Source organism: Thermomonospora catenispora (assembly GCF_006363815.1).
GTDB lineage: Bacteria > Actinomycetota > Actinomycetes > Streptosporangiales > Streptosporangiaceae > Thermomonospora > Thermomonospora catenispora.
Genome location: NZ_RRYT01000020.1, coordinates 18,858 through 44,104, shown reverse-complemented (window position 1 = coordinate 44,104; position 25,247 = coordinate 18,858). Strand labels below are relative to the sequence as shown.

The window sequence follows — 25,247 nt, the reverse complement described above, 5'->3', positions numbered from 1 at the left end:
TCCGATGATCGGATTAGGGGGCTGACCTGTGTGGGCGATACTGGGTTCGAACCAGTGACCTCTTCGGTGTGAACGAAGCGCTCTCCCACTGAGCTAATCGCCCTTGGCGGCCGCTCGGGGCGTGCCGTCGGAAGAAAGAGTAGCGCATCCCGGGAGCGGTTCGCGCATCGTCAAGGGATCAGTGGACGCCCCGCGGACGGAACTGGACGCTGATGCGAGGGCCGACGGGACGGCCGGTCTTGGGGACGGCGTGCTCCCAGGTGCGCTGGCAGGAACCCCCCATGACGAGCAGATCGCCGTGGCCGAGGGTGCGGCGGACGGTCCGGCGGTGATCGTCCCGGGGGCGCAGGGCCAGGGTGCGAGGGGCGCCCAGGGAGAGGATGGCGACCATGGTGTCCTCGGTGGCGCCTCGGCCGCCGGTGTCGCCGTGCCAGGCGACGCTGTCGCGGCCGTCGCGGTAGAGGCAGAGGCCGACGGTGCGGAAGGGCCAGCCGGCTTCGCCGGCGTAGTGGGCGTTGAGGGCCTCGAGCGCCTCCCGCAGGACGGGGTGGGGGAGGGGGGCGCCCTCGTCGTAGCGGGCCAGCAGACGGGGGACGTCCACGATCCGGTCGTACATGCGGCGGCGTTCGGCGCGCCAGGGGACGACCGTCAACAGGTGCTCGAAGAGGTCGTCGGCGCCGAGGAGCCAGCCGGGGCGCAGGTCGATCCAGGCCCGGTGGGCCAGCGGGGTGCGGTGCACCGTGTCGCCGAGCGGACCGGGCCGGGGGTCCTCGTCACAGCCGAGCAGGGACGCCTGGAACGCCGTCATGACGCCGAGTCTAGGCCAGAGATCGAACCTGTGTTCGACAGTGGGGTGGGGGCCCGGGTGGCATGATGGAGCCGTCATGCCCGTACGTCCGCCCGCCCGCCTGTTGCGCGCCTCGGTCTTCGCGGCCGTGTGCGTGTCCTTGACGCTGATCGGGCACAGCGCGGCGTCGGGCGCGACGGACGCGCGTGCGGCCGTCCTCACCGCGGCGATCGGCTGGGCGGGGACGACGGCGGTGGCCTGGGTGCTGTCCGGGCACGAGCGTTCGCTGCCCACCATCCTTGGCGGGCTGCTGGGCGGACAGTTCGGGCTGCACGTGCTGTTCTCGGCCGTGCAGGCGGACCAGGGGCCGCCCGCCGCCGCGCACGCCGTGCACGTCGGGCAGGCCGCCGGGACGAGCGGCCCTCGGATGACGCTGGCGCATCTCCTCGCGGCCGTCGCGGCGGCGTGGTGGCTGCGCCGGGGCGAGCGGCTGGCCTGGTCGCTGGCCCGGCGTCTGGCCGCCTTCGCCCTGGCCGCGCTGCCCGCGCCGCCGGAGCCGCTCCCGGTCCCCGATCGCCGGCTTCCGCCGCACCCCGACACGCCGTCCCGGCCGCGGAGGACGGAGATCCGCCACTCGGTGGTGCTGCGGGGGCCGCCTCTCGTTCGGTGCGCGTGACGACCAGAGGACACCGGCCGAACGAAGGAAAAGGACACCAGGACACGATGACGCATGCCCGCAGACTGCTGCCCGCCCTGATGGCCGCCCTGCTGATCGGGCTGGCCCCGACCGCTCAGGCGCACACCTCCCTCAAGGAGTCCTCGCCCGCCGACGGGCAGACCGTGGCGCCGCCGAAGGAGGTCGTGCTGACCTTCACCGACGAGGTGAACCGGTCGATCGAGCCGCGGGTCGTGGTGACCGGCCCGGACGGCGCCGAGCACCAGAGCGGCGGGGCGGTCGCCGAGGGCGCCGTGGTGACCCAGCCGCTGGCGGCGGAGCTGCCGCCCGGCGAGTACACGGTCGGCTGGCGGGTGGTCGCCCGGGACGGCCACCCGATCTCCGGCCGCTTCGCCTTCACCGTCGAGGGGCAGGCCGCCCCCTCGACCCCGGCCGACCGGTCCGCGCCGTCCCAGGAGACCGCGTCGACGCCCGCCGCCGTCCCGGCGGGGTCGCAGGACGATCAGAACGGCGGAGCCTCCTGGTGGTGGGTCATCCTGGCGGTGCTGGTGATCGCCGCCTTGGCCGGCGGGGCCGCCGCGCTCCGCAGGCGACCGGCGAAGGACTGAGACCCGGCCGAGGAGAGCCGAAGGAAAGGTCCCGCCGCGACCGGGCGGCGGGACCTTCGTCTTCGGCGGGACCGGGCCCGCGGAGCGTCGGAGCGGGAGGCGGCCCGGGCTCAGTAGGGTCGGGCGAGCTTCCGCCAGGCCGGGGCGATCTGAGCGGTCGTCCCCCGCGGATAGGAGATCTTCGTCGGGTCCCCGTCGGAGGTGTAGCGGTCGACCTTGCCGGAGGCCAGGTCGTTCAGCCACCGGGTGGAGGCGAAGTTCGCGTCCGGTCCCTTCGGACCCTGCGAGCGGATCCGCGGGATGTTCTGCGGGTCGAACGACGCGTCGAACACCGACGGCGAGGGGTTCGACCCCACCAGGAACACCCCCAGATGCTGGTATCGGACTCCGCCGTGCTCACCGTGCACCGCCAGCGACGGCGGGTTCGGCTTGATCCCGAACGGCAGCGCCAGCGTCCGCACCGTCGCCCCCGGCACGGCGGCGGTGATCGCCTTCTGGTTGGCCGCGATCTCCCGCTGCACCGTGGCGGCGTTGGAGGAGCCCAGGTTGACGTGCGTGGCGGTGTGGTTGCCGATCTCGAAGCCGTTCCGGTGCAGCCAGGTCAGCGTCCGCCGCCCGTCCGGGTCGTTGAACGGCGCCGAGTTGACGAACATGGTCGCCACCGGCCGGAACCCCGGATGCCGCCGGGCGACGTCCAGCAGGATCCCCACCGCGGTGTCCGGCCGCGGGGCGCCGTCCGGCCCCAGGGCGAACTGGCTGATCGTGGAGTCGTCGAAGGTCAGCACCACCGGATGCTTGCCGGCCGGGATGTCGATCCGCCCGGTGACGAACTCGGTCGCGGTGATCGGCACATAGTCCTCCCGCGCCAGCCGTTCCAGCTCGGCCCGGAACTCGGCCGGGGTCCGGTCGTACACGCTGGCGGGCTTGGGCACGATCTGGTGGTACATCAGCACCGGCACCCGGCCGAGCTCGTTCGCGCGCACCGACGCCGGGTCCACCGGTCGGGCGGACGCGTCGGCGGTCTTCCCGGCGGCCTTCCCGGCCGCGTCGCCCGCCCGTTCGGTGGAGTCTCCGCAGGCCGACACCGCCAGCGCCCCCGCCGACACGATCGCCGCGAGGCGCGTCATCGTTGCGTTCATGCGCTCTTCCAGTTCTCACGGGGCTCGAGGGCCTCGGGGTGGTAGCGGCAGGCCGGGTCCCACAGCAGGAACGATCTGCTGCCGGTCTTGGCGGCGGCGTCGATCTGCGCCCTGACCTCGGCCTTCCCGTAGGGGTGTCCCAGCGAGAAGTCCTGCAGCCACGGGATGACCTGCGCCGAGGTGCCGCGCAGCACCTTGTGGAAGGTCAGCATCGAGGCGTAGACCGTCTTGTACGGCTGCGCGTTGGGGTTGCCGATCCCGAACTCCCCAGGCGCCCAGTGCGACGGGTACAGCATCGGCGCGACGTAGTCGACGTGCTTGCCGATCTTGGCGATGTCCTGGCCGATCTCCAGCGGCCGGGTCGCGGCGATGCCGTAGACCGAGGCCCCAAGGAACGCCCCGTGGGGGCGGACCAGCCGTCGGGTCTCGGCGATGAACGACGCCACGCTGTCCTCCACCGACCCCTTGAGGCCGGGGAAGCGCATCGACTTCAGCGGGCCGTCCGGGCGGCGCACGTAGTCGTACAGGATGTCGTCGAATCCGAGCTTGACCGCCTCCACCGCGAGGTCGATGTTGTACTTGCGGACCTCGGGGTTGGCCAGGTTGGTGAACGACTGGGCGCCGTAGTGCGCCCCGTACGCCTGGCCGCCGGGGGTCTGCACCAGGCGGTCGCGCTTGCCCGCCTTCCAGGACGCCCGGCCCAGCTGCGGGTCGCGGAAGGCCACGATCCGGCCGATCACCCGCACGTTCATCCGGTGCAGCTCGTCGATGGCCTTGCGGGCGTCGTAGATGGGGCGGGCCGCGCCGACCTCGCGGGCCAGCGGGACCTGCGAGGCGTAGCCGATGATGCCGTCCTCGTCCTTGATGTCGAGCTGGACGGCGTTGATCCGGCCCTCGCGGATCATCGTCAGCACGCGGTTGCGCAGCGTCTCGGACGCCCACGCCAGGGCGGTCACGTGCACCGCGCGGATCTCCGGATGCGGGACGACGACGGGGATGTGCCGCTCGAGGCGGTTCCCGGCGGCGTCATAGGCGGTCAGCCGCACCGCGTCCGGCGGCGTCCGGTACCGCAGCGTGAAGCGGCCCTTGTCGAGCTTCACCGGACGTCCCTCGTGGAGCAGCCGGCTCCCGCCGCGGAGGCGGCCGGTCACCGTGAACGGCTCGCGCAGCGAACGCGCCTGCAGATGGGCGGGCCTCCCGTCGGCGGCGGCGGGCCGTAGCGCGTCGACGGTGATGGACGGCGGCGTGGCGTCCACCCGGAAGGTGCGGGTGACGGTGCCGCCGGTGAGCGGGAGTCCGCCGGGCGCGGTGACGGTCAGCTTGTGCTCGCCCTCCGGCAGCGGGCCGAGGTCGGCGACGAGCCTGCCGCCGTGGGACCGCAGCTCCAGCGGCCGGCCGTCGAGCCGGGCCCGCACCTTCCCCGGCCTGTCGGTGGTGACGGCGACCGTCTGGGCGCGCGCCTCCTCGCGGTTGAGCACCGCCCTGTCGCGGACGGCGGCCACGTGCAGCTCCGGACCGGCGATCTCCTTGATCACCAGTCCGGCCGTGACCAGGGCGGCGGTGACCGCCGCCGTCGAGCCCGCGGCCACCGTCCAAGGCCGCGCGCTGTTGATCGTCTTCATCGCCTGAGAAACCCCCGATGCAAAGCGTAAGGAAGCGATCACTCCGTGCGACGGATAGTGACCGTGCTCGGCGAGTCCGAAACCTTGTCCGATTCGCACCGGGAGGGTTCGCCGGTCTTGTTCCGGCTTCTGCCGCAGGCGCGCGGCCTCCACCGGGAGGCCGTGGCGGATGAGACGATCGTGGAGCCGCGGTTCCCCCGCTGAACCGGCTCCGCGCCCGGGGAGCGGCGGGCCGATCAGCCCTTGCGCAGGATGTCGCGGATCCGGTCCACCATCGCGTTCACCGGACCGGTGAGCAGGTTGGCGGTCGCGCTCTCGGTGCCCGGGTGCGGGCGGGTGGGGGCGGTCGCCTCGGCGGCCTTGACCGCGCGGGCCAGCGCGGCGCGCTGGGAGTCGTCGAACTCGTCGGCCAGCCGGTAGAACTCGTACCGCTCCTCCGCCCGGGCGTGGGTGAGCACGGCGATCCGCAGCCGGTCCAGCTTGGGCAGGAACCGCGGGTCCTCCACGTCCATCCCGTCCAGCTCGGCCAGCAGCTCCTTGGCCTCCCGCTCCTCCGCGAGCCGGTCGTCGACGATGCCCTCGCCGCCGGGCAGGCTGCGCCGGGCCAGCGGATGGACGATCTCCTCCTCGGCGGTCTCGTGCACGGCCAGCAGCCGCACCAGCCGCCGGAACGCGTCCTTGCGCCGATCGCCGGCGGAGTCCATCGTCTCGGCGAACAGGTCCCGGATCTGCGAGTGCTGGGCCACCAGCAGATCGACCACGTCGTTCTTCACCATCGTCGCCTGGGCCATCGCTCCACTCCTCACAACGGTCGTCGGATGCGCGCGGCCCCCTACCCGGTGCAGACCGGGATCATGCCTGCGGTACGGCGCGTCTGTGACCAAATCAAATTTGCGGTGCGGATGGGTGAAGACCGACCGATCACCGGGTACGGCGGGCGAGCGACCGACGACACAGTGAGGTGTAGCGAAACGATGACGTTCAACCCGCTGGAGCACCGAGGCATCCCGCTGGACCGGCAGTTGCGCAACTGGCGCGAGCTCAACGTCGAGCCCGTCGACCCCGATCGCGCCGACCCCTACACCAAATGCCGCATCATCACGATGAACGGCATCGAGACCGAGGCGATCTTCTTCAGCCACCATTTCTCCCGGGTCTGTCCGGAGATGGAGGTCAAACAGCAGCTCGCCGAGGTCCGGTACATCGAACAGCAGCAGCAGAAGACCGTGAACTGGCTGCTGCCCGGCCAATCCTCGGTGCTGGAGACGACCATCGCCTATGAGCAGGTGGCGGTCGATCTGACCGGGTGGGTGGCCCGGATGGAGCCCGATCCCTATCTCAAGCAGGCCTATGAATTCGGCGTGCTGGAGGATTTCGACCACCTGTACCGGTACGCCAACCTGTACGAGATGATCGAGCACCGCAAGGCGGAGAAGCTCGTCGACAACCTCACCGAGGTGATGCCGGGCCGCCCGACGATGCTCCATCACCGGGACCCGATGGACAACGTGCGCACCCCCTATGACCGCAACCAGGCGCAGCCGATCTCCAAACTGCACGCGCTGACCATCATGGCGGCCGAGCAGCAGACCATGAACTTCTACATGAACGTCGGTCCCCAGTACATGGAGCCGATCGCGCGCCAGCTCTACCAGGAGATCGGCCTCATCGAGGAGGAGCACGTCACCCACTACGAATCGCTGGTCGACCCCGGTGAGACCTGGTACGAGCGCCTGGTCCACCACGAGTACAACGAGTGCTACATGTACCACTCGTTCATGGAGACCGAGAGCGATCCGAAGGTGAAGGCCGTCTGGGAGCTGCACCTCAACATGGAGTTGGAGCACCTGCGGCTGGCCTGCGAGCTGATGCGCAAGCACGACGGACGCGAGCCGGAGTCGATCCTGGCCCGGGAGCTGCCGCCGCCGGTCACCTTCGAGCCCAACAAGGAGTACATCCGCGAACTGCTGGCCACCCAGGTGGACCTGACCACGCTGGGCGCCGGATACGTCCGGGAGGCGCACGAGCGGTTCGAGCGGATGCAGAGCCGCATCCACGGCGACGAGAAGCCGCCGAGCGAGCGCGTGATCGACGAGCACCGCGAGATGTTCGGCCAGGAGTACCGGCTGCAGAGCGAGGGCGACCACCCGGTGCAGAGCCTGCGGGAGGTGCGCGTCTCGCGCTGAGGTCCGGCGCACGATGCGGGAACGCCGCACCGGCGGGGATCGGACACGGGAATCGAGCGGGAATAACGGCCGGAGAGCGGTGTTCGAACCTAGAGGGTCGTTGATTCCGCCCGATCGGGCGTCCGTCCGACCCGTTCCGATCCCTCGATCGCGTTCGATCTCCGTTCGATCACCCCTTTCCGCCGAGGTTCCCGCATCGTGCTCGTACGCCATGCCGTACGCCGTCGTCTTCGCACCGTCGCCCCGCCGAGGCTGATCCGGATCGCCGTCCGCAGGGCGCAGCCCGCCGCCGTCGCCATCACCAGGCTGGTGGCGACGGCGGTGGCCGCGTATCTGATGGCGCTGCGGCTGCTGGATGAGCCGGCGCCGGTGCTGGCCCCGCTGACCGCGCTGCTGGTGGTGCAGGTCTCGCTGCTGCAGACCCTGCGCAGCGGCGTCCAACGGATCGTCAGCGTCACCGCCGGGGTGATCGTCGCGGTCGTCCTGGTCGACCTGGTCGGCTTCACCTGGTGGAGCCTGGGAGCGACCGTCGCCGCCGCGCTGGCGTTGGGGCATCTGCTGCGGCTGGGCGACCACATGCTGGAGGTGCCGATCAGCGCGATGCTGATCCTGCAGCTCGGCAGCGAGACCGCCGCGCTGGACCGGATCGTCGAGACGCTGATCGGCGCCGGCGTGGGGATGACGGCCGGGCTGCTGACCTCTCCGGTGCGGGTCCGGCCGGCCGCCGAGGCCGTCGCCGAGCTCGGCCGGTCGATGGGGACGCTGCTGGAGCACATGGCCGACGGGCTGGCGGTCGAGCCCGACCGCAGGACCGCCGACCGCTGGCTGCACCGCTCCCGCGAACTGGCCCGGCAGATCCGCGAGGTCGACCGGGCCTTGACCGAGGCCGAGGACAGCGCCCGGCTCAACCCGCGCACCCGGGTCGGCTCGGCCGGGCGGGCCGGGCCGGTGCTGCGCACCGCGCTGGAGCACCTGGAACACGCGGCCGTGAGCATCCGCGGGCTCGCCCGCTCCATGGCCGACCGCACCGCCCTGGTGCACGCCGACCGAGCCGGCCTCGGCGCCGCGATGTGGGAGGCCGACGTGCGCGACCGGCTGGCCGCCGCGCTGCGTGAGCTGTCGCGCGGCACCGACCTCTACACCCGCGCCGTCACCGCGGCCACCGCCGCCGACGCCGCCCGGTGCACCGGCGACCTGGCGAGCCGGCTGTCCCGCGCCCGCCGCCGCCGCGACGACCTGGGCGGCCTGCTGCGCGAGGACTCCGGCCACTGGCCGCTGCACGGCGAGCTGCTGGTCCACCTCGACCGTCTGATCGACGAGCTGCACGCCGCCGGGCGGGGACCCCTGGCGCACCGCTCGGCGCGGCGCCGCCCGGTGATCCGCCGCTCGGTCCTTCGCATCCCCCGCGCCCCCCGACCTCCGACCCGCCCGCTGATGCGCCGGCGCCGTCGCGCCGCGGCGGCGGCCTCGCGTCGCCGCTGATCCCGCCGACGGCGGATTCCAACTAGTTTGCGGTGCTATCTAGATGGCTGTGCTAGCTTGTCGCGCGTGGATCACGAACGACGCGGCCAATGGCTGCGCGGAGTACTGGACCTGTGCGTTCTGGCCGTCCTGCTCCGCCGCGAGTCCTATGGCTACGAGCTGGCGCAGTCCCTGGACGCGGCCGGGCTCGGACCGATCCGCGGCGGCACCCTCTACCCGGTGCTGCTGCGCCTGCAACGCACCGGCATGGTCACCGCGCAATGGCGTGAAGGGGAGTCGGGTCCGGCCCGCAAGTACTACCGGATCACCGAGGCGGGCGGCGAGATGCTGCGCCGTACCGCGGCCGACTGGGAGACGTTCACGCGCGGGGTGGACACGCTGCTGCGGGAGGTGGCGACCCGATGAACACCGATGCCTGGCTGCACGCCCTGGACGGGGAGCTGCGACGGCGGGGGATCGACCCCGCCCTGGCCCGGCACGTGGTCGCCGAGGCGGCCGTGCACCTGCGCGACAGCCGGCAGGCCCCGCTGGCGGCGTTCGGGCCTCCCGACGCTTATGCCGCCGCCGTCGCCGAGAGCGTCGGATCACCCGTGCGGTCCGCGCCGCACCGCCGGTCCGCGCCCGGCCCGGTCCGGCTGGAGGCCCGCGGCATCGTCAAGCGCCACCGCCGCCGCACCGTGCTGTCCGGAGTGGACCTGACCGTGCGGGCCGGGGAGATAGCCGCGGTGGTCGGGGCCAACGGCTGCGGCAAGAGCACCCTGCTGCGGATCTGCGCCGGACTGGAATCCCCCGACCGCGGGGAGGTCCGCCTCCGCGGCACCCTCGGCTTCTGCCCCCAGGACGGCGGGACCAGCGACTTCCTGGTGCCCGACGAGCACTTCGCGCTGGTCGGCGCCGGCCGCGGCATGCGACGCGGCGCCGCCGTCCGGGCCGGCCGCGCATACGCCGCCGCCTTGGACTGGGATCCCGCCGGGGCCGGGCAGGCCCGGTTCCTGTCCGGCGGCACCCGGCAGAAGCTCAATCTGGTCATGGCCGGACTCGGCGACCCCGACGTGCTGCTGCTCGATGAGCCGTACCAGGGCTTCGACCGCGGCTCCTACGTGGACTTCTGGCGTCAGCTGTGGGCGTGGCGGGACGCCGGCAAGACGATCGTCGTGGTCACCCATCTGCTCGACCAACTCGACCGGGTCGACACCGTGCTCGACCTGACCCCGGCGCGGACGACGGAGGCGCGTGCATGATCAAGGTGCTGACAGTGGCCGAGATGACGGTCCGGGAGATCCTTCGACGCCGAGCCGTGCTGGTGATCATCCTGATGCTGCCGCTGGCGTTCTACCTGAGCCGCCGCGGCGACCACCTCGGCCAGTCCATCCGGTTCGTGTGCCTGGGGCTGGGGTGGGCGCTCAGCACGGCGGCGCTGTTCAGCGGCAGCGCCGCCCGCGGGCTGGAGCCCCGGCTGCGGCTGTCCGGGTACGGAACCGGTCATCTGTACGCCGGGCGGCTGGCCGCGCTGTGGACGCTGGGGCTGGTGCTGTCGGCGCCGTACTTCCTGCTCATCCGGGTCGACGCCGACCGGGTCGAGCACGGCGCCATCGCGCTGATCATGCTGCTGACGGTGGCGGTCGCCGCCCCGTTCGGGCTGGTGCTCAGCGTGCTGGTGCCGCGCGAGCTGGAGGGGACGCTGCTGCTGCTCACCGTGGTCGGGCTGCAGATGATGATGGACCCCGCCGGCTCGGCGGCCCGGCTGCTGCCGTTCTGGTTCAGCCGCGAGATCGCCACCTATGCGGTCGACCACACCGACGGCGGCTACCTGGCCCGGGGGCTGACGCACGGCACGGTGTGCGCACTGGCGCTGACCGTCCTGGCCATGACGCTGGCGTCGATCAGGCTGCGCCGCCGCCCGCACCTGCGCCCGGTGACCTGAGGAGCGGCGCGCGAGGGAGCGGGCGCAAGGGAACGAGTTCGCATCCGGGCCCTCAAAATCACGGCGAGTTGCGGCAAAGCGCGTGTCGTCGGACTCGTCCGCAGTGTCGCGGCAGGGAACTCCTTCGGCGAGCCGTACTGCACGTGAGGAGACAGCACGCGATGACCACCAGTGAGTCGAGGGCGGCCGCCGACATCGAGCGCACCCGTGCGGAGATCGGCGAGACCATGGAGGCGCTGGCCGCCAAGGCCGACGTGAAGGCCCGGGCCCAGCACAAGCTCAGCGAGGTCAAGAGCCAGTTCGCCGGCAGGTCCGGCCCGAGGGCGGGCACGGCGGGCGCGGGTCTGGCCGCCGTGGCCACCGCGGCGGTCGTGGCCTGGTTGTGGCGGCGCCGCCGGATGCGTCATCGCAGCGCATGGCGCCGTGCGGTTCATATGACCCGGACCCGGTCCCATGCCAAACGCAGCGGCCTGATGCGGGCCCGCGCACGGACCGGGCCGGCGGCGCGGATGCACTCCGCCCGCATCCGCCACGGCCTGCACTGACAAAGGACGCCCGGTGTGCGGCCGTGCGGGCGCCCGCACGGCCGCACACCGGCGGATCGGCATCCGGCTCAGGCGTTGAGCGAGGACGGGATCCGGTGGCCGGCCGGGAGCGCGTGCCGCTCCGAGGCCTCGGCCAGCTCGGCGTGCAACGAGTCCCAGAACGCCAGCTCCTGGTCCTCCTTGAGGTGCTCGATCCGGCCCCAGAACTCGCGGTCCTCGGCCTCGGCGGCCACCGCGGCGCTGACCGCCGGCATCGGCGCGGTGACGGCCTCGGCCCGGTCCAGCTGCTCGGGGGTGACGTCGGGCGGCAGCGCCACCGGACGGCGGTGGTGCTTGCCGCGCTTGCGGATCCGCACCGGAGAGCTCGTGGGCATCTTCGCCGCGACCGCCTTGCCGACCGACAGCGCCACCGACCCCACGACCGCCACGGCCATCAGCCCCGTCAGCACCGCGTCCTGCGGACCCGACAGCAGCGACTCGCCCTCGTCGGAGGCCTTGGCGGCCTCGCGGGTGGCGGCGGCCCGCCCCTGCTCGCCGGGCGCCTCGGTCAGCTGCCGGGGGGAGGGCGGCGGGGCGGCGTGCCTGGGGACGTACTTGGCGGTCTGCGCGGCCGGCTTCACCTTCGACGGGTAGCCGTAGCCGGCGATGACGCTCTCGTCGCGAACCTTCTTCCGCAGATGCACGCCGTCGACGTTGGCCTCGATGGTGTGGATCTTGCCGCCGTCGACCGCGGTGACGATGCCCACGTGGTCGACGGCCTCGATGTCGTTGGAGCCCTTCCAGTCGAAGAACACGATCGCGCCGGGCTCGGGTTCGCCGCCCCATGCGTCGTGGGCGGCGAACCACTTGGCGTGCTCGACGGTGGAGGCGAACCGCCCGACCTGCTCCGTCACCCCCGCCTTGTCGGCCGCCCAGGCCAGGAACATGTCGCACCAGGGCGCCGTGGTGAAGTACGGGTCGTGGTCGGCGTCGACGTGCTCGGTCCACCACTTCCCGTACTTGGTGTAGCCGCCGGCCTTCTCGGTGTAACCGAGTTCCTTCTCGGCGACTTCGAGCAGCTTTCTGCCTATCGGGTCCATGGCTCTCCGTGGAGCGCCGGTCGGGTCGGCCTCCGGTCCCGGCGCCCGGGGCCGGGCCCGCCCGTTACGCTCGGGTCCTCGACGTTCCGACGACGCGGCCGCACCGCGGGACGCGCGGCGGCCTCGACCGGACCTCCTGGTGGGGGTTGGTCACGAATCGGTCTCGGGGGAATGTACTTGAGGTAAAGCGGGCGGGCAAGTCGTCGGTCGGACTCGGTCGTCGGCGTTCCCGACATGACGGGCGGCGCGGCATGGCCGTGCGGCACCCCGCGAACCGGACAGGGAGAGGAGGCCCATGGGCCGGCGACGAGACATCCGCAAAGCGGCGCCCGAGGTCGAGCGCAGCGCCGACGGGCGGGTCGAGCTGCGCCCCGATCCCCACCGCGCCGGCGGCTGGCTGCTCACCCTCGACGGGGTCCCGCAGTCCTATGTGGACCTGGCCGACCCCACCCATCTGAGCTTCGAGTACATGCGGCTGATGGGCGACGTGGTGGACTGCGTGCGTCCGCCCGGCCAGCCGATCGACGCCGTCCACATCGGCGGCGGCGCCTGCACTCTGCCGCGCTATGTGGCGGCGACCCGGCCCGGTTCCCGGCAGATCGTGCTGGAACCCGACGCGGTTCTGCTGGATCTGGTGCGCACGCGGCTGCCGCTGCGCACCGTGCGCGGCCTGCGGGTGCGGGTGACCGACGGGCGCAGCGGGGTGGCGGCGCTGCCCGACGCCTGCGACGACCTGGTGGTGCTGGACGCGTTCGCCGACACGACCGTCCCCAAGGACCTGGTCACCGAGGAGTTCACCCGGGAGGTGCGGCGCGTGCTGCGGCCCGAGGGCGTCTACCTGGCCAACATCGCCGACGGGCGCGGCCTGGAGTTCGCCCGGCGGATGGTGGCCACGCTGCGCGGCGTCTTCGCGCACACGCTGCTGCTGGCCGATCCGGGAGTGCTGCGGGGACGCCGGTTCGGCAACCTCGTCCTGGCCGCCTCCGACGCCGAGCTGCCCGACGCGGAGCTGACCCGCCGGGCGGCCGGGGGAGCGATCCGTGCCCGCTGCATGGATTCCGACGCCCTGGCCGGCTTCAGCGCCGGAGTCGCCCCCCTGCACGGCGAGGACGTGAACGTCCCCGTGCCGCCTCGGACGCTGTTCGGCACCCCCTGAAGGGGGGTCGCGCAGCGGCTTTCGGCGGGGAGCGACCAGGGCCGGGACTCGGGAGGCGGAGCGCCCTCGATCGGGCGAACGACCTTCACGCCCTGACCCCGGCCTGCGCGGTTCGTCCTGGACGGCGGCAGGCAGGAGCGTCGGGCTTCCCCCTCCGTTCACGGACGACGGGTCTGCGGGCGGGTCGGGCTTCCCGGAAACGAGAGCCCTTGCGGGAGGCGTTTCATTGACTCGGGGGTTCTGAGGCGGCGGCTGCTCGGAAGCGACGGGCGACTGTCTCGTCGTGCTCCAGGATGTGATCGATCGTTTCCCAGTACGTCGCCGGCCAAGGGTGTTCCCGGGCCCGCTCCGGGGCGAGCCTGCGGCCGCAGAGCGGGCTGTCGGGAGCGAGGGCCGCTCCGGTCATCGCGGCCTGCGGCACAGGTCGTTCCGGCCTGTGCCGAGGCCGCCCGAGGAGGTCCGGTACGGAGGCGAAGCCCTGTACGAGCAGCCCTGTACGGGTGAGGCGAGGACGGCCTTTCTCGGCGGTCCCCGGTGAGGGGCGACCGATGACGCCGCTTCGGGTGCGGTGCTGCAGGCCGGTGTGCAGGCGGCGGCGATCATCGGCCGGGCGGCCGGCGTTGTGAGGGCCGTCGCGCACCGGGTCGGGGGCCATGGGCGGGAGCAGTGAGGTGTCGATCTCACCGTCGGGCATGTCCTCTGCGGCCGTGGTGACGAGCCCGCCCGCGGCACAGGGCGCGGTCGGCGCGTCGGGCGCCTCGGATGCGCCCGGCGTCAGGGGAGACGAGCGGCGACCGGGCCGCTCCCCGCTCAGAACACCGAGATGTGCACGTGGTCGAAGTGGTTCTGGGTGAGGGAGCCGCGGTCCTCCATGCGTCGCCAGCCGCCGCCTCGGACGTTCCAGATGTGCTGCTTCCAGATCACGTAGTGGATGCCCAGCCGGGAGGCGTTGGCGACGGCGTAGGCGGCGACCTGGTCGCCGTGCCGGAGCGCGCTGGCGCTGGGCATCCGCCCGCCCGTGCTCTCCATGAAGTCGCAGGCCCGTCCCCGTGCATGGTCCTGGGCGTCGGCGCCGGTGCGGAAGCAGCCGATGACCGGGAACGGCCCGAACCGGTTGTTGATCTCCAGCACCACGTTCCGCATCCGCGGCGTCATCTGGTTGCCGGTGATGGTGGTGACGTCGCCGCGCAGCCCGTCCGGCCGTCCCGTCACCTGAGGGGCCTGCCGCGTCCTGGACCGGGCGGTCGAGGCGAGCACCGAGGACTTGGTGCCGCGCGGCAGCGCCTTGCGCAGCCGGGCGCCGAGACGGGCCGGGTCGGTCTTGCCCGACACGCTGACGATCAGCGCGTTCCCGGCGGGCAGGCCCAGCTCCCGGGCCCGCGCACGGGAGACCACGGCGTCCACGTTCTTGATCCCCAGCGACGCGTACGCCCCCAGCCTGGCCTGGCCCGGCGCCGAGACACGGCCGGCGGGGACCGTGCCGCCCAGCGTCAGCCCGGCGGCGCGGGCCAGCTCGAACGACACCACCAGATCCCCGGCCGCGACCGTCTGCCACAACTGGTCCGAGGCGGCCGACGCCGGCGGGGCGAACGCGCGGAACGTCGACGGCTCCACCCCCAGCAGCCCCACCCGCCGCCCGGCGACCTGCACCTGGGCGGCGTCGACCACCTCCACGGCGGCGACGCCCTTGGTCCGGCGGACCCGTTCGACCGCCTCCGCGGGCAGCGTCCCGGAGTGGGCCAGCAGCAGATGCGGGGTGCGGCGCTCGCGCAGCGGGGCCACCACCGGGAGGGCGGGCCGCACCGCGTCCTGGGAGATGGACACCAGCCGGTCGTCGCGTCCGGGGGCCGGGGCGTTCCCGCCGCCGAGGTCGGCGAACGCCACCAGGCCGATGTCGGTGATCAGGGTTCCCGCCACCGCCGTGGCGATCACGGCGGGCGGCCAGCGCCGGGGCCCGGCGGCTCGTCGGGTGCGCCTGATGGTGTCTCCTCCGGCGGGGTCGTCGAGCGTCCAGCGGACGTGCGAACGAGGCGAGGATGCCATCGGTCGCTCCACGGGGGCAACCGCCCATTCCGCTCAGAGGGGAACTTGTCACATCGTGCACAAGCACGTCCCGGAATTCTGCGCCGAAGCAGAAAACCGGCTCGCCGGACCGAGGGGGAGCGGCCCTCCGAAGGCCTCCGGCGCGGGCCCGAGCGGACTCGGATCCGCTTCCCGCACCCGGGCGGGGCCCGGTCCGGCGGGCGGCTCCGACCGGCCGGCGACCTTCTCTTCACCAGGCCGTACCGGGAGGCCCAAGGGGCGGTGAACGTGCCGTAGGGTGGGCCTCATGGCCGTGTTGCACCACCCCGCACGCGAGCAGATCAGGCTCGTGGACGTGCTGTACGCCCTGGGCCACCCCATCCGGTTCAGCATCGTGCGGGCCCTGGCCTCGGGTCAGGAGACGTCCTGCGGGGCGATCGACATCCCCGCCCCCAAGTCCACCCTCACCACCCACTGGCGGGTGCTGCGCGAGAGCGGAGTGATCCGCCAGCGGCCCGAGGGCCGCAAGCTCTACCTGACGCTGCGCCGCGACGACCTTGACGCCCGCTTCCCCGGGCTGCTGGATCTGGTCCTCTCCGAGGAGCACGAGCCGACGGCGGCGGCCGACCGCGAACTGGTGCCCTGAGGGGCGGTCAGTCCCACCAGAACGACCACGAGGTCTTGCCGCGGATCTCCTCGGCGTACCCGGTCAGCGTCCCGGGGCCCTGGAACATCATGTCCGGGCAGAACGCCCAGTGCTCGGCGGCCACCTGCAGGGCGTGCCGCGCCGTCAGCGGCGGCGCGGCCACGCTCAGGTCCAGGGTGTTGAAGCCCAGCCCCACCACCCGCACCCCGAAGCGGTCCTCCCAGCCGCGCACCACGGCCGCCAGTGGGGCGGTCCACTCGTTGTGGTTGAGCGCCCCTTGCCAGCCCATCGCGGCCAGGGCGTCCGCGCCGCGGTCCACGGCCGCCAGGCCCAGTGACAGGCCCCGCCGGGCGAGCGTGCGGGCGTACCGGTCGGCGAGCTCGTCGGGGTCGTGCACCAGCGTTCCGGGCGGTGCGAGCCCCGGGCAGTGCCGGCCGAACGGTTCCAGCTCGGAGTAGTCGTCGTCGGGTTGCTGGGCGCACCAGTCTTCCCACACCTCGGCCATGAACGCGGCCGGATCGTAGTTGTCGATCTCCGACACCGGCTCGGGCGCCACCTGCCCCGCCGACCACGGCTGGGTGGACTCGTCCAGCAGCACCGGCCACAGCCCGGACCGCGGGTGCTCGGCGCGCAGGGCGCTCCACAGCTCCCCCGACACCGGATCGTCGCTCACCCAGAACGCCGGTCGGCGCACCGGGTGGCGCTGCGGATAGCCGGGGTCGGGCCACACCACGCTCCCCGGCGGCAGCTCCACCGACAGGGCACGTCCCGCGCCTCCGTCGCTGAACAGATGCCGCAGGGCAGGAGGGAGCAGCGTGGCCGACCCGGCGGGTCGGTGCTCGAGATCATCCATGTCGGGCCGTTTCGGTGCAGAGCGTGCCATAGGTCCTGGCGTGGCAGATGTTAGTGCGGTCCGGGCTTCGTGGCGGAGCCTGCGGGCCGTTCGAAGGCATCCGTGATCAGGACGTGCTCTGCCGCATCGGCGGCCCGCCGTCCGGGACGTCCGGGGGCCGCGTCGGACTCCGGACGGTCCGGCGGGCGGCGGCCGCTCAGTGGGCGGGGGCGTCGAGTTCGAACCAGGCGGTCAGTCCGGCGGCGGTGCGCACATGGTCCCATCGGCTGGCCAGCCGGTCCACCAGCAGCAGGCCCCGGCCGTCTTCGGCGTCGGTGCCGGACTTCCGCAGCGTCGGCACCGACCCGGATCCGGCGTCGGTGACCTCCACGCGCACTCCGGCCTCGGACTCCAGCACCACCACCGTGATCGGGCCCTCGCCGTGCACCACGCCGTTGGTGACGATCTCGCTGGTGAGCAGGACCGCGGTCTCTCGCCGGGGATGACGGCGCAGGGCTCGGTCGACGAATCTGCGCGCCCGGGCGACGTCCTCGGCGCTCCCCTCGAACGTCAGGATCCCGCGGACGGCGCCTACGGGTCCTATCCTGCCTGCCGGCATCATGACCTCCCCGTGCGGCCGGGGGTGCGCGTCATGGCGTGGCCGTACCCGCTGCTCGACTTGACCCGTCATGGCCGGCGCACCCGCCCTTCCGCCGACCGGACACTCCTCGGCCCCGGCGCACCGAAGGGGGGCGGCGGAACCCGCCCGATCCGTTCCGGCCTCGGTGCCGGTCGGGCGGCCCGTCGTCGGGCACGCGGCGCCGTGGAGCAGGTGAGTGCTTGGCGTCGGCGATATGAACGATGACAGGTCGATAAAGGAATCTGACCGGTCGGTAACGACGAACTATCACCTTCTTGTGCGTGATCGGTAAAATCCGAGGGATTTTCCATCCGGTTCGTCCGGTGTGCATCGGCTTCGATCCGGTAGACCGTCCCGATTGGGCTTGGTCGGGCCCGGTTTGTCGGATCGGAAACCGGTGTGATCTGGTATTCACCGCAAAGTAACGATCATGGTCTTTCGGCGGCCGTACGCGGCGGCCGTCACACCCGGCGGACGGGGGACCGTGCCGGGGAAGGGGGCGTGATGACCGAGCACGCGGTCCGGGTCGGCGTCACGGGGGTGACCGCCGTGCTGCCGGAGCGGACGGTGACCAGCGCCGAGGTCGAGGAGCGGGTCGCCCGCCACAGCGCCGGCTACCGGCCGCTGCCCGGCATCGTCGCCCGGATGACCGGGATCGACGCCCGGCATGTGGCCGAGGACGACGAGCAGGCCTCCGACCTGGCGGTGCGGGCCGCCCGGCGGCTGCTGGCGGAGCGGGGCCTGACGCCCGGCGACGTGGACCTGCTGATCTTCGGCTCGGCCAGCCGTGACCTGGTCGAGCCCGCCACCGCCCACATCGTGTCCAGCAAGCTCGGCTCCGCCTGCCCGGTGTTCGACGTCTCCAACGCCTGCAACAGCTTCCTCAACGCCGTGCAGATCGGCGAGGCGCTGATCCAGTCCGGACAGTACGGTCGGGTGCTGGTGTGCACCGGCGAGGTGCCGTCCCGGGCGATCCGCTGGAAGGTGCGCGACCTGCGGCAGTTCGTCGAGGCGTTCCCCGGCTACACCCTCTCCGACGGCGGCGCCGCCGCGCTGCTGGAGCCGGTGCCGCGCGGAGGGATCTTCCACCGCGCCTTCGCCGCCGACTCCACCGTCTGGGACGTCGGCACCCTCCCCGGCGGGGGCACCATGCACCCCCGCGACCTCGACAAGACCTACTTTCACGCCGACGGGCGGCGGCTGCGGGACGCGTTCCTGGCGATGGGCACCGGGCTGTTCGACAAGGCCCTCGCCGGCACCGGGCTGAGCTGGGACGACTTCGCCGTCGTGTGCGTCCATCAGGTCGCCGTGCCGTACCTGGAGATCCTCCGCGAACAGGCCGGCATCCCCGCCGACCGGCTGGTGCTCACCCTGCCCGAGCACGGCAACCTTGCGTCGGCGACGCTCCCGCTGCAGCTGTCGCTGGCGATCGCCGACGGACGGTGCGGTCCCGGGGACAAGGTGGCGCTGCTCGGGCTGGCCGGCGGGATCAGCCTCGGCGTGGTGTTCATGGAGCTGTAGCCGATGAAGCTGTGGGTCGTCGTGCCCGCCTACAACGAGGCGGCGGGCATCACCGCGACGCTGGAGGCCATCGCCCGCCAGCACCGCCGTCCCGACGGGGTGGTGGTCGTGGACAACGCCAGCACCGACGGCACCGCCGCCGTGGTGCGCGAGTTCGCCGCCGCGCATCCCGAGCTGCGGCTGGAGCTGCTGCACGAGTCGCAGAAGGGCACCGGCTCGGCCGCCGACACCGGGATGCGGCACGCCATCGCCTGCGGCGCCACCCATCTGGCCCGCACCGACGCCGACTGCATCCCGCCGCCGCACTGGACCGCCGCGATCGCCCGGGCGTTCTCCGACGGCCTGGAGATGGTCGCCGGCGGGCTGCGGCCCCGCACCGATGAGTTCCCCCTCACCTGGCGGGAGCGCCGGCTGCTGCCGCTGCTGCAGGAGGCGGCGGCGTTGTTCGGACGATGGCGGCCCGGCAACCGCGGCCCCGACTACCTCGGCCCGTACGTGATGAGCCCGGCCTGCACGCTGGGCATCACCGCCGACCTGTACGAGCGGTCCGGCGGCTTCCCGCGCGCCCCGATCGAGGAGGTCCACGACGACCGGGTGCTGGTCAACCGCGTTCGCAGGGTGACCCGCGCCTACGGCCGCCGCCGTGACGTGTGGGTGTACTGGTCGATGCGCCGCGCCCGCGCCTACGGGCTGCGCGGCACCCTGGCCTGGTACGCCCGCCACGGCGACCACCGCCCCGAGGTCGTCGACGTGCGGCTGCCCGCCCGGCGGCCGCATCCCCCCTCCTACGTCCCCCGCCCGCCCCGCGAGGTCGACGACGCCGACCTGGTGGGGCGGGTCCTGGCCCGGGCCGAGCGCGATCCCGGCGCGGTGGCGCTGGTGCACGGGCGGCGCGATCGCACGATGACCTACGGGGAGCTGCGGCACCGGGTGCTGGCCGTGGCGCACGGGCTGCGCGCGGCGGGCCTGCGGCCCGGAGAGGGCGTGCTGGTCGGGGTGCGGCACTCGGCGGAGACCGTGATCATCGCGCTGGCGGTGGTCGCCGCCGGCGGCACCCTGGTGATCGCCGACCCCGGGGCGGGACCGGAGATGTTCGCCGCCCGGCTGCGCGCCGCCCGCCCCCGCTGGGTGATCGCCGAGTCCGCCCTCTACTCCCTCAACCGGATCCGCGCCCTGCGACGGGTCGCGCGCCGGGCCGGCCTGTATCTGCCGGGGGTGACCGACCTGCGGATGCGGCACGTGCACGTCGGCCCCCGGCTTCCCGGCGTCCCGGCCGGGGCGCTGGACCTCGCCGACCTGATGCGCGGGCCCGCGCCCGAGCCCGCCCACCGGCGCGACCCGCAGGCCCCGGCCGTGGTCGTCTTCACCTCCGGCACCACCTCCAGGCCGCGCGGCGTCGTGCACTCGGCCGCCTCGCTGGCCGCGGGCCTGGAGCTGTGCCGGGAACGCTTCCCGCTGGGCCCCGGCGACGTGGTCCACGACGCGGGGTTCATGCTGGGGCTGCCCGCCCTCATCGCCGGGGCGCGCTGGTCCATCCCGTCCGGACGCGACCCCGTCGAGGGGTTCCTGCCGGAGGTGGCGCGCCGCGGCGTGACCCACGCCTTCTGCGTGCCGGTGCATCTGGCGCGGATGCTGGAGGAGACCGACCGGCTGCCCGGGACGCTGCGGTACCTGCTGCTGGGCTCGGCCCCCGTGTCGCCGGGCGTGCTGCGGCGGGCGCTGGCCGCGGCGGGGGAGGGCACCGAGATCCTGTCGGTGTACGCGATGACCGAGATGCTGCCGGTGTCGATCGCCGGCGCCGAGGAGAAGCTCGCACACTGGGACCGCGGCGCCGACGGCGATCTGCTCGGCGCGCCGTTGCCGGGGGTGAGCGCCCGCGTCGCCGCCGACGGCGAGCTGCTGCTGCGCGGTCCCAACACCTGCCTGGGCTACCTGGGCGAGCCGCCGCTGGAGTGGCTGCACACCGGCGACCTGGCCCGGCTGGACGAGAAGGGCCGGCTGGTCATGCTGGGCCGCAAGAAGGACATGCTGATCCGCGGCTCGGTCAACATCTACCCGGGCCTGTACGAGCCCGCCATCGCCGCGCTGCCCGGCGTCGCCGAGGCCGCCATGGTCGGCCTGTCCGACCCCGAGACCCTCGACGAGGAGGTGGTGGTCGCGGTGACACCGGACGGCAGCGTGCCCCCGGAGACGCTCCCCGAGCGGCTCAGGCGGGCGCTGCCGGAGGTCATCGACGTGGGCGCGCTGCCGGACCGGATCGTGGTGCTGCCCGGCTTCCCCCGCGCCGGCCGTTCCCGCAAGCTCGATCGCGAGGCCCTGCGGGCGCTCGTGCGCTGATCCGCCCGGGGCGGGGAGGGGGAGCCGGCGCCTCGGCCGCCGATCAGTCCTCGAACCGGATGCGTTCGCCGGCGCGGATGCGGTCCAGGCCGAGCCAGATGAACTCGACCGCCATCTCCTCGGCCTTGCGGCGGGGGGTGTCGGGGTGCTCCAGCCACCACGACACCATCGACAGCATCGACCCGTACATCAGCGGCACCAGCAGCCGGGCGCGGCGCTCGTTGGCGGCCAGCTGGGCGGGGGTCAGCGTCGGGTCGGCGCGGCGGCGGCGCAGCAGCAGGTCGGCGAACGCCTCGCCGAGCCGGTCGCGCAGCTCGCGCAGGTCGTCGCCGACCTCCGGCTTGTCCAGATGCCGCACCACCAGCGCCCACCCGGCCGGCTCGGCGGTGGCGTAGTCGAACAGCGTCCGCACCATGGCGCGGATGCCCTCCACGGGGGACCTCTTGGGGGCGACCGCCGCCACGGCGGCCCGCATCCGTTCGGTCAGCTCGGTGACGATCGCTCCCGCCACCTCCGCGAACAGCTGCTCCTTGGAGGCGAAGTGCTGGTACAGCAGCGCCTTGGAGACGCCCGCGGCCGAGGCGACGTGCTCCATCTGGGTGAGGTGGAAGCCGCGTCGTCCGAACTCGCCGAGCGCCGCGGCGAGCAGTTGCTCCCGGCGGCGGGCGTGGGTCATCCGCTGCCGGGCCCCGGCGTCCCCCGTGGTGTTCGTCATGAGATTCCTTGCAGCATGCAGACCTCCACCCGGTGGAGGAATGCGACACAAAGCGCGCAGATCAGTGTACGGTCGGTCACGCCCGAGGTCGGAGAGCCGGGCCGGCCCGCCCGCGGCCCGGCGGAACGCGCGGCCCGAGGAGCCGCGCGCGGCCTCGGGGCCGGACCGACGCGGAGGCCGCCGCCGGTGAGACGGCGGGCCGGCGTTCCCCGACGGCGGCCGTGGCGAGGGTCAGGCGTCGAGGTACTTGCCCAGCTCGGTACGCGCCACCGAGCGCACGTGCACCTCGTCGGGACCGTCGGCGATCCGCAGGGTGCGCAGTGAAGCGTACATCCGGGCGAGCGGGGTGTCGCCGCTGACGCCGGCGGCGCCGTGCACCTGGATGGCGCGGTCCACGACCTCCAGCGCGACCCGCGGCGCGATCACCTTGATCGCGGCGATCTCGCTGCGGGCGGCCTTGACCCCGTGCTTGTCGATGAGCCAGGCGGTCTTGAGGGTCAGCAGCCGGGCCTGCTCGATGGCCATCCGGGACTCGGCGATCTGCTGCTGGACCACGCCCTGCCGGGCCAGCGGCTTGCCGAAGGCCACCCGGGAGAGTGCGCGCCGGCACATCAGCTCCAGCGCCCGCTCGGCGGCGCCGATGGCGCGCATGCAGTGGTGGATGCGGCCGGGGCCCAGCCGGGCCTGGGCGATGGCGAACCCGTCGCCCTCCGCGCCGATCAGGTTCTCCACCGGGACCCGCACGTCGGTGAAGGTGATCTCGCAGTGGCCGTGCTGGTCCCAGTACCCGAACACCGGCAGCGGCCGGACCAGTTCGACCCCGGGGGTGTCCATCGGCACCAGCACCATGGACTGCTGCCGGTACGGATCGCCGTCGGGGTCGGTCTTGCCCATGACGATCATCACCTTGCAGCGCGGATCGAGGCTCCCGCTGATCCACCACTTGCGGCCGTTGATGACGTAGTGGTCGCCGTCCCGCTCGATCCGGGTGCTGATGTTGCGGGCGTCGGAGGAGGCCACGTCCGGCTCGGTCATCGCGAACGCCGAGCGGATCTCGCCGTTCATCAGCGGCTTGAGCCAGCGCTCCTTCTGCTCGGGGGTGCCGAACATGTGCAGCACCTCCATGTTCCCGGTGTCCGGGGCGGCGCAGTTGGTGGCCTCCGGCGCCAGGTGCGGGGAACGCCCCATGACCTCCGCCAGCGAGGCGTAGTCGGTGACGGTCAGCCCGTGGGCGGGGTCGTCGGCGTCGGGCAGGAACAGGTTCCACAGACCGCGCCTGCGGGCCTCGGCCTTCAGCTCCTCCACCACCGGCGGGACGGTGCCCTCCTGTCCGGCGGCGATCAGCTCGGCCCGCTGGGCCTCGTACACGGGCTCGGCCGGGTAGACGTGCTCGTCCATGAATTCCTGCAGGCGACCCAGGTATTCCTGGGCCCGAGGGCTCAAACCGAAGTCCATGGCGATACAGTAACTGACGCGTCAGTCACTTACGAGCTCGGGGCACTGGAGGTGCAGATGGACGCGACGAGCCGGCAGAGCCACGCCGGGAAGGTCGCCTGGATCACCGGGGGCGCCAACGGCATCGGAGCGGCCGTCGCCCGGCGGCTGGCCGAGGAGGGGGCGCACGTCCTGCTGGCCGACATCGACGCCGAACGCGGCACCGCGCTGGCCGAGGAGCTGGACGGCGCGTTCGTGCGCTGCGACGTGCGCGAACCGGCCGACAACGAGGCCGCCGTCGCCGCCGCGGTGGAGCGGTTCGGCGGACTGGACATCGCGTTCCTGAACGCCGGGGTGTCGGCGCGCACCGGGATCGGCGGCGACTTCGACATCGAGGCCTACCGGCGCGCCATGGCGATCAACTTCGACGGCGTGGTCTACGGCGTGGTGGCCGCCCTGCCGGCGCTGCGCGCCCGCGGCGGCGGGGACATCATCGCCACCGCCAGCATGGCCGGGCTGGTCGCCACCCCCTTCGACCCGATCTACGGGGCCAACAAGGCCGCCGTGATCGGGCTGGTGCGCGGGCTGGGTCCCAACCACCTGTCGGAGAACATCCGCATCAACGCCCTGTGCCCCTCCTTCGCCGACACCGCCATCATCGCCGACACCCGCGAGGACCTGGAGAAGGCCGGCTTCCCCATCCTCGAGGTCTCCGACGTGGTGGAGGCGTTCATGGCGATCCTGGCCTCGGACGGCGCGGGCGAGGCCTGGTTCGTCGTCAAGGGACGCCCCTCGGAGCCGTTCCGGTTCCGCCGCGCCCCCGGCCCCCGCTGAATCGACGAGGAGGGACACTGCGATGCGCGCGATCCAGATCACCGAGTTCGGCGGTCCCGAGGTGCTGCGACCGGCCGAGCTGCCCCGTCCCGAACCCGGCCCCGACGAGGTGCTCATCGAGGTCTCCCGGGCGGGCGTCAACTACGCCGACACCCACCGGGCCGAGAACAGCTACCTGAGCCGCTCCACCCTGCCGCTGGTGCCCGGCAGCGAGGTCGTGGGGCGCACCCCCGACGGCCGCCGCGTGGTGGCGCTGGTCGGATCCGGCGGGTACGCCGAGTACGCCACCGCCCCCAAGGCCCTGACCTGGGAGGTGCCCGAGGGGATCGACGACGTCACCGCGCTGGCCATGGTCGTGCAGGGCGCCACCGCCTGGGTGCTGCTGCGTCGCAGCACTCACATGGCGCCCGGCGAGTCCGTCGTGGTGCACGCCGCCGCCGGCGGGGTCGGCAGCCTCGCCGTCCAGCTCGCCAAGGCATGGGGCGCCGGCCGCGTCATCGCCACCGCCTCCTCCGCGGAGAAGCGCGACCTGGCCCTGGAGCTGGGCGCCGACGTGGCGGTGGACGCCGGCGCGGAGGACATGAAGGCCGCCCTCATCGAGGCCAACGGGGGCCGCCGCGTCGACGTGGTGCTGGAGATGACCGGCGGATCGGTCACCGACCAGAGCCTGCACGCGCTGGCCCCCTTCGGGCGGCTGGCGTTCTACGGGATGGCCTCCCGCAAGCCCCCGACGCCCGTCCAGCCCGCCAGCCTGATGGCGCACTCCACCACCATCGCCGGGATGTGGCTGACGCACGTGTTCCAGCTGCCCGGCGACGTCATGCGCACCGCCCTGGACGAGCTGTTCGCCCTGGCCGCCGAGGGGCGGCTGCGCGTGATCAAGGGCGGGGAGTACGGCCTGAGCGAGGCCCGCAGGGCGCACGAGGACCTGCGCGCCCGCCGCACCATGGGCAAGCTCGTCCTCGATCCGTCCCGCTGAGCGTCGCGCCGAGCACGTAATCTGGCTGCGTCCTCGCGCACCCGGCGGCGAACCCGCCGGGTGCGCGGACCCCGTTGACCGGC

24 protein-coding genes and 1 tRNA gene are annotated in these 25,247 nt (G+C 73.1%); 14 read left to right on the top strand and 11 right to left on the bottom strand.

Annotated features, from left to right (window positions below; all coding sequences use genetic code 11):
- Positions 1 to 31: 31 nt before the first annotated feature.
- Together EIO00_RS16285 and EIO00_RS16280 are read right to left on the bottom strand one after the other, a co-directional pair.
- Positions 32 to 103, bottom strand: a tRNA-Val gene (locus tag EIO00_RS16285).
- A 75-nt stretch (positions 104 to 178) separates the two neighbouring features.
- Positions 179 to 808 (bottom strand): alpha-ketoglutarate-dependent dioxygenase AlkB, encoded by a 630-nt coding sequence (locus EIO00_RS16280; protein WP_140179867.1) that lies wholly within the window; start codon positions 806 to 808, stop codon positions 179 to 181.
- Between the two features lie 76 nt (positions 809 to 884).
- Between EIO00_RS16280 and EIO00_RS16275 the strand changes: the two genes are divergently transcribed.
- Together EIO00_RS16275 and EIO00_RS16270 are read left to right on the top strand one after the other, a co-directional pair.
- The gene (locus EIO00_RS16275; RefSeq protein WP_140179865.1) at positions 885 to 1,463 is read left to right on the top strand and encodes a hypothetical protein; all 579 of its coding nucleotides are present in this window, start codon (positions 885 to 887) and stop codon (positions 1,461 to 1,463) included.
- Between the two features lie 47 nt (positions 1,464 to 1,510).
- On the top strand, positions 1,511 to 2,071 hold the full coding sequence (locus EIO00_RS16270) for a copper resistance CopC family protein (protein WP_241661394.1): 561 nt from the start codon (positions 1,511 to 1,513) through the stop codon (positions 2,069 to 2,071).
- A 110-nt stretch (positions 2,072 to 2,181) separates the two neighbouring features.
- Here EIO00_RS16270 and EIO00_RS16265 read toward each other — a convergent pair whose 3' ends face one another.
- From EIO00_RS16265 to EIO00_RS16255, 3 genes are all read right to left on the bottom strand, one after another.
- Positions 2,182 to 3,198 carry a polysaccharide deacetylase family protein gene (locus EIO00_RS16265; RefSeq protein WP_241661393.1) on the bottom strand — a complete coding sequence of 339 codons (1,017 nt, stop codon included), beginning with the start codon at positions 3,196 to 3,198 and terminating at the stop codon, positions 2,182 to 2,184.
- A gap of 8 nt (positions 3,199 to 3,206) precedes the next feature.
- Complete coding sequence (locus EIO00_RS16260; RefSeq protein ID WP_140179861.1) at positions 3,207 to 4,832, bottom strand: putative glycoside hydrolase; 1,626 nt, start codon at positions 4,830 to 4,832, stop codon at positions 3,207 to 3,209.
- A gap of 236 nt (positions 4,833 to 5,068) precedes the next feature.
- Entirely contained in the window at positions 5,069 to 5,623 is a 555-nt protein-coding gene (locus tag EIO00_RS16255) for a hemerythrin domain-containing protein (RefSeq protein WP_241661392.1), read from the bottom strand.
- A 183-nt stretch (positions 5,624 to 5,806) separates the two neighbouring features.
- Between EIO00_RS16255 and EIO00_RS16250 the strand changes: the two genes are divergently transcribed.
- The 6 genes from EIO00_RS16250 to EIO00_RS16225 all read left to right on the top strand — a co-directional run bounded on the left by EIO00_RS16250 (position 5,807) and on the right by EIO00_RS16225 (position 10,969).
- Positions 5,807 to 7,018, top strand: a complete 1,212-nt coding sequence (locus EIO00_RS16250; protein ID WP_140179860.1) for a hypothetical protein — start codon at positions 5,807 to 5,809, stop codon at positions 7,016 to 7,018.
- A 198-nt stretch (positions 7,019 to 7,216) separates the two neighbouring features.
- Positions 7,217 to 8,500, top strand: coding sequence for an FUSC family protein (locus EIO00_RS25645; protein ID WP_140179858.1), 1,284 nt, complete (start codon positions 7,217 to 7,219; stop codon positions 8,498 to 8,500).
- Between the two features lie 66 nt (positions 8,501 to 8,566).
- Positions 8,567 to 8,905: a PadR family transcriptional regulator gene (locus EIO00_RS16240; protein ID WP_140179856.1), complete on the top strand. Its 339-nt coding sequence runs from the start codon at positions 8,567 to 8,569 to the stop codon at positions 8,903 to 8,905.
- Positions 8,902 to 9,741: an ATP-binding cassette domain-containing protein gene (locus EIO00_RS16235; RefSeq protein ID WP_140179854.1), complete on the top strand. Its 840-nt coding sequence runs from the start codon at positions 8,902 to 8,904 to the stop codon at positions 9,739 to 9,741. Before EIO00_RS16240 ends, EIO00_RS16235 begins: the two co-directional genes overlap by 4 nt.
- Entirely contained in the window at positions 9,738 to 10,424 is a 687-nt protein-coding gene (locus tag EIO00_RS16230; RefSeq protein WP_140179852.1) for a hypothetical protein, read from the top strand. Before EIO00_RS16235 ends, EIO00_RS16230 begins: the two co-directional genes overlap by 4 nt.
- Positions 10,425 to 10,585: 161 nt before the next feature.
- Positions 10,586 to 10,969 carry a DUF3618 domain-containing protein gene (locus EIO00_RS16225; protein WP_140179850.1) on the top strand — a complete coding sequence of 128 codons (384 nt, stop codon included), beginning with the start codon at positions 10,586 to 10,588 and terminating at the stop codon, positions 10,967 to 10,969.
- A 68-nt stretch (positions 10,970 to 11,037) separates the two neighbouring features.
- Here EIO00_RS16225 and EIO00_RS16220 read toward each other — a convergent pair whose 3' ends face one another.
- Positions 11,038 to 12,048: a CHAP domain-containing protein gene (locus tag EIO00_RS16220; protein ID WP_140179848.1), complete on the bottom strand. Its 1,011-nt coding sequence runs from the start codon at positions 12,046 to 12,048 to the stop codon at positions 11,038 to 11,040.
- A gap of 295 nt (positions 12,049 to 12,343) precedes the next feature.
- On the opposite strand from EIO00_RS16220, the gene EIO00_RS16215 reads away from it, so the two are divergent.
- Positions 12,344 to 13,204: a spermidine synthase gene (locus EIO00_RS16215; RefSeq protein WP_140179847.1), complete on the top strand. Its 861-nt coding sequence runs from the start codon at positions 12,344 to 12,346 to the stop codon at positions 13,202 to 13,204.
- Between the two features lie 810 nt (positions 13,205 to 14,014).
- Here EIO00_RS16215 and EIO00_RS16210 read toward each other — a convergent pair.
- Entirely contained in the window at positions 14,015 to 15,247 is a 1,233-nt protein-coding gene (locus EIO00_RS16210; RefSeq protein WP_241661391.1) for a VldE C-terminal domain-containing protein, read from the bottom strand.
- A gap of 286 nt (positions 15,248 to 15,533) precedes the next feature.
- On the opposite strand from EIO00_RS16210, the gene EIO00_RS16205 reads away from it, so the two are divergent.
- A complete protein-coding gene (locus EIO00_RS16205) occupies positions 15,534 to 15,872 on the top strand; it encodes an ArsR/SmtB family transcription factor (protein ID WP_140179845.1) in 339 nt (112 codons plus the stop codon).
- A 7-nt stretch (positions 15,873 to 15,879) separates the two neighbouring features.
- Here the strand turns inward: EIO00_RS16205 and EIO00_RS16200 are convergent, their stop codons facing one another.
- Both EIO00_RS16200 and EIO00_RS16195 read right to left on the bottom strand, forming a co-directional pair.
- Positions 15,880 to 16,725: a DUF4253 domain-containing protein gene (locus tag EIO00_RS16200; RefSeq protein WP_140179843.1), complete on the bottom strand. Its 846-nt coding sequence runs from the start codon at positions 16,723 to 16,725 to the stop codon at positions 15,880 to 15,882.
- Between the two features lie 196 nt (positions 16,726 to 16,921).
- Positions 16,922 to 17,323, bottom strand: coding sequence for an ATP-binding protein (locus EIO00_RS16195; protein WP_161602736.1), 402 nt, complete (start codon positions 17,321 to 17,323; stop codon positions 16,922 to 16,924).
- Between the two features lie 525 nt (positions 17,324 to 17,848).
- Between EIO00_RS16195 and EIO00_RS16190 the strand changes: the two genes are divergently transcribed.
- Together EIO00_RS16190 and EIO00_RS16185 are read left to right on the top strand one after the other, a co-directional pair.
- The gene (locus tag EIO00_RS16190; protein WP_140179839.1) at positions 17,849 to 18,865 is read left to right on the top strand and encodes a 3-oxoacyl-ACP synthase III family protein; all 1,017 of its coding nucleotides are present in this window, start codon (positions 17,849 to 17,851) and stop codon (positions 18,863 to 18,865) included.
- 3 nt (positions 18,866 to 18,868) lie between these two features.
- Complete coding sequence (locus EIO00_RS16185; RefSeq protein ID WP_241661390.1) at positions 18,869 to 21,202, top strand: AMP-binding protein; 2,334 nt, start codon at positions 18,869 to 18,871, stop codon at positions 21,200 to 21,202.
- A gap of 43 nt (positions 21,203 to 21,245) precedes the next feature.
- Here the strand turns inward: EIO00_RS16185 and EIO00_RS16180 are convergent, their stop codons facing one another.
- Both EIO00_RS16180 and EIO00_RS16175 read right to left on the bottom strand, forming a co-directional pair.
- Complete coding sequence (locus EIO00_RS16180) at positions 21,246 to 21,917, bottom strand: TetR/AcrR family transcriptional regulator (protein WP_140179837.1); 672 nt, start codon at positions 21,915 to 21,917, stop codon at positions 21,246 to 21,248.
- A 231-nt stretch (positions 21,918 to 22,148) separates the two neighbouring features.
- Positions 22,149 to 23,372 (bottom strand): acyl-CoA dehydrogenase family protein, encoded by a 1,224-nt coding sequence (locus EIO00_RS16175; protein WP_140179835.1) that lies wholly within the window; start codon positions 23,370 to 23,372, stop codon positions 22,149 to 22,151.
- 57 nt (positions 23,373 to 23,429) lie between these two features.
- Between EIO00_RS16175 and EIO00_RS16170 the strand changes: the two genes are divergently transcribed.
- Both EIO00_RS16170 and EIO00_RS16165 read left to right on the top strand, forming a co-directional pair.
- Entirely contained in the window at positions 23,430 to 24,185 is a 756-nt protein-coding gene (locus tag EIO00_RS16170) for an SDR family oxidoreductase (RefSeq protein ID WP_140179833.1), read from the top strand.
- A gap of 22 nt (positions 24,186 to 24,207) precedes the next feature.
- Positions 24,208 to 25,164, top strand: coding sequence for a quinone oxidoreductase family protein (locus EIO00_RS16165; protein ID WP_140179831.1), 957 nt, complete (start codon positions 24,208 to 24,210; stop codon positions 25,162 to 25,164).
- Positions 25,165 to 25,247: the final 83 nt, after the last annotated feature.